The following is a 4,451-nucleotide window of genomic DNA, read 5'->3' as shown; positions in this document are numbered from 1 at the left end:
AAGCCACGGAGGCCGGACACTAACGCCGTTGCGGTTCACACTGGGTGCGGGGGTGCGAGCCGCAGCGAACGACCTTGCTCAGAGCTGCGGCGGCGCGGCCAGGCCGAGCAGCGAGAGCCCGAGGGCCAGCGTCCGCGCCGTGAGCCGGCAGAGCAGCAGCCGGTTCTCCCGGACCGCCTGGTCGGGTGCGCCGAGCACCGGAGCGTGCTCGTAGAAGCCGCTGAACGCGACCGCGAGCTGGTGCAGGTAGCCGCAGAGCCGGTGCGGCTCGCAGCCGGCCGCCGCCGCGTGCAGCGCGGCCTCGAACTCGTCGAGCAGCAGCGCCAGCGCCCGCTCGGCCGGGATCAGCGCGACCTGCGGATGTGCCCGGCCGACGGCCTCGGCGCCGGCCCGGCGCAGGATCGACTGGATCCGGGCATGTGCGTACTGCAGGTAGACGCCGGTGTCCCCGGTCAGCGAGACCATCCGGTCGATGTCGAAGACGTAGTCCCGGGCCCGCGAGGTCGACAGGTCCGCGTACTTCACCGCGCCGACGCCCAACTGGGATGCCCGTTCGGCGAGTTCTCCGGGGTCCAGGTCAGGGTTCTTCTCGGTCAGCACGGCGGCGGCGCTGGCGGTCGCCGCGTCCAGCAGATCGACCAGCCGGACGGTCTCGCCGGACCGGGTCTTGAACGGCCTGCCGTCCGGGCCCATCACGGTGCCGAACGGCAGGTGCTCGGCGGTGACGCCCTCCGGCAGCCAGCCGGCCCGCCGCGCGGTCTCGAAGACCATCCGGAAGTGCAGTGCCTGCCGGTGGTCCACCACGTAGAGCAGCCGCCGGGCGCCGAGGCCGCCGACCCGGTCGCGCACCGCGGCGAGGTCGGTCGCGGCGTAGCCGTAGCCGCCGTCCTGCTTGCGCACGATCAGCGGGACGGGCGCGCCGTCCGGGCCGGTGACGTCCTCGAAGAAGACGCAGAGCGCGCCGTTCGAGGGCACGGCGACGCCTGCGGCCTCCAGGTCGGCGCAGACCTCGGCGAGCATCGGGTTGTAGTGGCTCTCGCCGACCGCGTCCTCGTCGGTCAGCAGCACGTCGAGCCGGTCGTAGACCTGCTCGAAGTACCGCTTGGACTCGGCCACCATCAGCCGCCAGGCGGCCAGCGTCGCCGGATCGCCGGACTGGAGCGCGACGATCCGCCGCCGCGACCGGTCGGCGAACTCCGGATCGGCCTCGAACCGGGCCCGGGCCGCCTTGTAGAGCGCGTTCAGGCTCGCGACATCGGTGGCCCCGGTCGGCCCGGTCCCGGCCTGCCCGGTCTGCTCCTGCCCAGTGTCGGCCTGCCCGGCTTCGTCCTGGTACTGGATCAGCATCCCGAACTGGGTTCCCCAGTCGCCGAGATGGTTGCGCCGCACCACGTGGTCGCCGCCGAAGCCGAGGATCCGGGCCAGCGCGTCGCCGATCACGGTGGACCGCAGGTGGCCCGCGTGCATCTCCTTCGCCACGTTCGGCTGGCTGTAGTCGAGCACGGTCGGCCCGGCCGCCGGGTCGACCCACGGCGCGATGCCGAGCCGCCCGTCGGCCAGCCGGGCCTCGGCCTGGCGGAGCAGCGCGGCGTCGGTGACCGTCAGATTGACGAACCCCGGTCCGGACACCTCCCAGCCGGCCAGCAGCCCATCGTCGGTCAGTCCATCGGCGGCCAGCTCGGCGGTGACCCGCTCGGCGAGCTGCCGCGGCGGCGTCCCGAGCGCCTTGGCGGCGGCGAGCAGCCCGTTCGCCTGGAAGTCCGCTCGGTCGCTGCGACGCAGCTGCGGGTCGCAGCCGGGTGCGTCGGGCAGTGCGGCGCCGATCGCCTGCTGGAGGCGGGCGTGCACGGAGGCAGCGAGCGAGGGGACCTCGGGCATGACAGGAAGGCCGTTTCTGTGCGGATCCGCTGGGGCCGGGAGTACCGGAGTCCGGACAGTCTGGGGGACCGCCGCAGCCGCTGTCACCTGGTATTTCGACCGGTGGCCCCGGCCCCGTCAGCCCCTACCGGGCCGTCAGCTCCTCCCACCGCGCGCGGGTCGGTCCGAGTCGGGGCGGGCGGAAGTCCGGGTTGTCGGCGAGCCATCGGGTCACCCGGGACCGGATCTCGGGTGCGCCGTAGGCCTGTTCGGCGGGCACCAGCAGATGGCTCACCTTGGTGCGGGCACGCATCACGACCGGGTCCTGCTGCGCGCACCAGGGCAACGCGGCCTGGACGGAGAGCGGTGCGGCGGCGGGGGCGGGTCCGGCGGCGCCGGCTTCTGCTGCCGCTCCGGCTGCCGCCAGGCGGTCCTGGTGGGCCCGGTCGCCGGTGACCTGGGCGTCGAACCAGGGCTTCAGGACCATGGTGGCCCAGGCGTGGTAGTCGGTGGCGAGCTGCGCGTCGGCCGGCCGGTCGGCGTGTGCGGCCACCCACTGGGCGGTGCGCATGCCGAACGGGATGCCCTGGCCCATGGTCGGATTGGTGTGCACCATGCTGTCGCCGACCGTGAGCAGGCCGGTGACGATCGGGCCGTCCTGGTCCACCAGGGAGGTCCACCGGTTGTCCAGCCCGGCCATCGCGAAGACCTCGCTGACCGGGTCCTGCGGCAGCGCCAGCCACTTCTCGCAGGCCGGAAAGGTCCGGGCGACCCGTTCGAAGACCTCGGGATCGCGCAGCGCCGAGCGGGTCGGGTCGCCGGTGCCGACGGTCAGGTTGATGGCGAACCAGCCGTTGTCGGACGGGAAGACGGCGCCGGTGGCGAACGGTGTCGGGTTGCCCAGCGGCATCCGCCGCGGGCCGTCCGGCGTGCCCGGACGCAGCCGGTGCCAGCGGCAGAAGTACGCGATGCCGGTGCGGTGGCTCTCCACCACGGGCGGCCGGCAGCCGGCGGCGGTGAGCCAGCCGGGGACGGGCGAGCGGCGGCCGGCGGCGTCCACCACGAGGTCGGCGGTGACCGTTCCGGCGGCGGTGTGCAGGCCCCTGGCGTGTGTGCCGTCCAGCAACAGTCCGGTCACCACGCTGGACTGACGTATCGTCACCTCGGGCTGCCGGGCGACGGCTTCGGCCAGCGCGGCCTCGACGATGATCCGCCGGGCCCGGACCGTCACCAGCTGCTCGTCCCCCGCCTCGTACGGCGGGTGCTGCTCGAACCAGTCGAACTCGTGCCGCTCGCCCGCCCCGAGGCGCCGGATCGTCTCGTACACGTCGGGCGCCTCGGCGCGCAGCACCGCGCGGACCGGTGCGAGCAGCGTGTGCGGCTGGACGGCCTGCGGGACGCCGGTGCGGCGCCGGCCGGTGAAGTCGGCGTCCAGCTCGGTCCCGACCGGGCGGGACTCCCGCTCCAGGACGGTGACCAGGTGTCCCCGCCGGGCCAGGAAGAGTGCGGTGGCGAGGCCGCTGATCCCACCACCGAGTACTGCTGCGTGCACCTTGGTTCCCCCCTTGGTTCCCCCCTCGACGTGCCTGGTGCGCGATCACCTTTGGTGCACGGCCTACGGGCGCGGTCGAGGGTGGGTCAAGCCCTGGGGCCTGTCGTCAGGCCGGGGAGCCGAAGTCCTGGGTCCACCAGGGGCCGCCGGGGCCGAGGTGGATGCCGACGCCGATCTCCTTGAAGTCGCAGTTGAGGATGTTCGCCCGGTGACCCGGGCTGTTCATCCAGCTGTCCATCACGGAGGCCGGGTCGGCCTGGCCGCGGGCGATGTTCTCGCCCCAGCTGCTCCACTTGTAGCCGGCGGCCTCGATCCGCTGCTGCGGGCCGGCGCCGTCCGGGTTGGTGTGGTCGAAGAAGTTGCGGGCGGCCATGTCGTCGGACATCCCCTGGGCGGCGCTCTGCAGCTGGGAGTTGGCCGTCAGCGGGCCGCAACCGTTCTGCGAGCGCTGGACGTTGACCAGGCTCAGCACCTGCTGGGCGTAGTCGGCGATGCTCCCCGGGTCACCGCCCGACCGGGTGCCGGGGGTTGCCGCGGCGGTCGGCGAACCGGACGGCTGGGCAGGCGGGTTGGACGGCACCGGGGCCGGTAGCGGCGCGGCGGTCGTCGGGGCGGCCGCCGCGGCGGTCGTCGGCGCGGCCGTCGGTGCGGCGGCGGTGTGCGAGGGCGCCGGGGACGGCGTGGCCGGGTGGCCGGAGGCCGTCGGACTGGCCGACCCGCTGGGGGAGGCCGAGGCGGAAGCGCCGGGTGAGGCGGAGGCCGATGCGGAGGCCGAGGCAGGTGCGCTCGACGGCGCGGTGCCGGAGACCGCGTCGATCAGCACCGGCTGCCCCGCGCCGGGGATCGCCTGGCCGACCGGGCCCACCGTGCCGACCAGCGCGGCCGCGTCGGCGGTCCGGGCGGTGGTGGGGCGCAGCCCGTCCCAGGCCAGGCCACCCGCGACCACGGCCGCCAGCACGCCGAGCGCGATCACCGTGCGCCGCCGGCCGCCGCTGCGGGCCCGGGGGCATCCCCCGGATGGGCATCGTGGGGCGCACGTCGA

Annotated in this window: 3 protein-coding genes; all 3 read right to left on the bottom strand. The window is 74.6% G+C overall.

Annotated features, from left to right (window positions below; genetic code table 11):
- Positions 1-78: 78 nt before the first annotated feature.
- Positions 79-1,878, bottom strand: coding sequence for an arginine--tRNA ligase (argS, locus tag AC060L_RS09100; RefSeq protein ID WP_483798081.1), 1,800 nt, complete (start codon positions 1,876-1,878; stop codon positions 79-81).
- 124 nt (positions 1,879-2,002) lie between these two features.
- Complete coding sequence (locus AC060L_RS09095; RefSeq protein ID WP_483798080.1) at positions 2,003-3,409, bottom strand: NAD(P)/FAD-dependent oxidoreductase; 1,407 nt, start codon at positions 3,407-3,409, stop codon at positions 2,003-2,005.
- A 106-nt stretch (positions 3,410-3,515) separates the two neighbouring features.
- Positions 3,516-4,382, bottom strand: coding sequence for a CAP domain-containing protein (locus AC060L_RS09090; RefSeq protein ID WP_483798079.1), 867 nt, complete (start codon positions 4,380-4,382; stop codon positions 3,516-3,518).
- Between the last annotated feature and the right edge of the window lie 69 nt (positions 4,383-4,451).

The organism is Kitasatospora sp. NEAU-69 (assembly GCF_057158765.1).
The sequence above is the reverse complement of the archived record's forward strand: the minus strand, read 5'-3'. Positions and strand labels throughout refer to the sequence as shown.

What these genes read in the sequence shown, in the direction of transcription:
- argS (WP_483798081.1), bottom strand. Translation starts at nt 1,878, where the DNA reads ATGCCCGAGGTCCCCTCGCTCGCTGCCTCCGTGCACGCCCGCCTCCAG.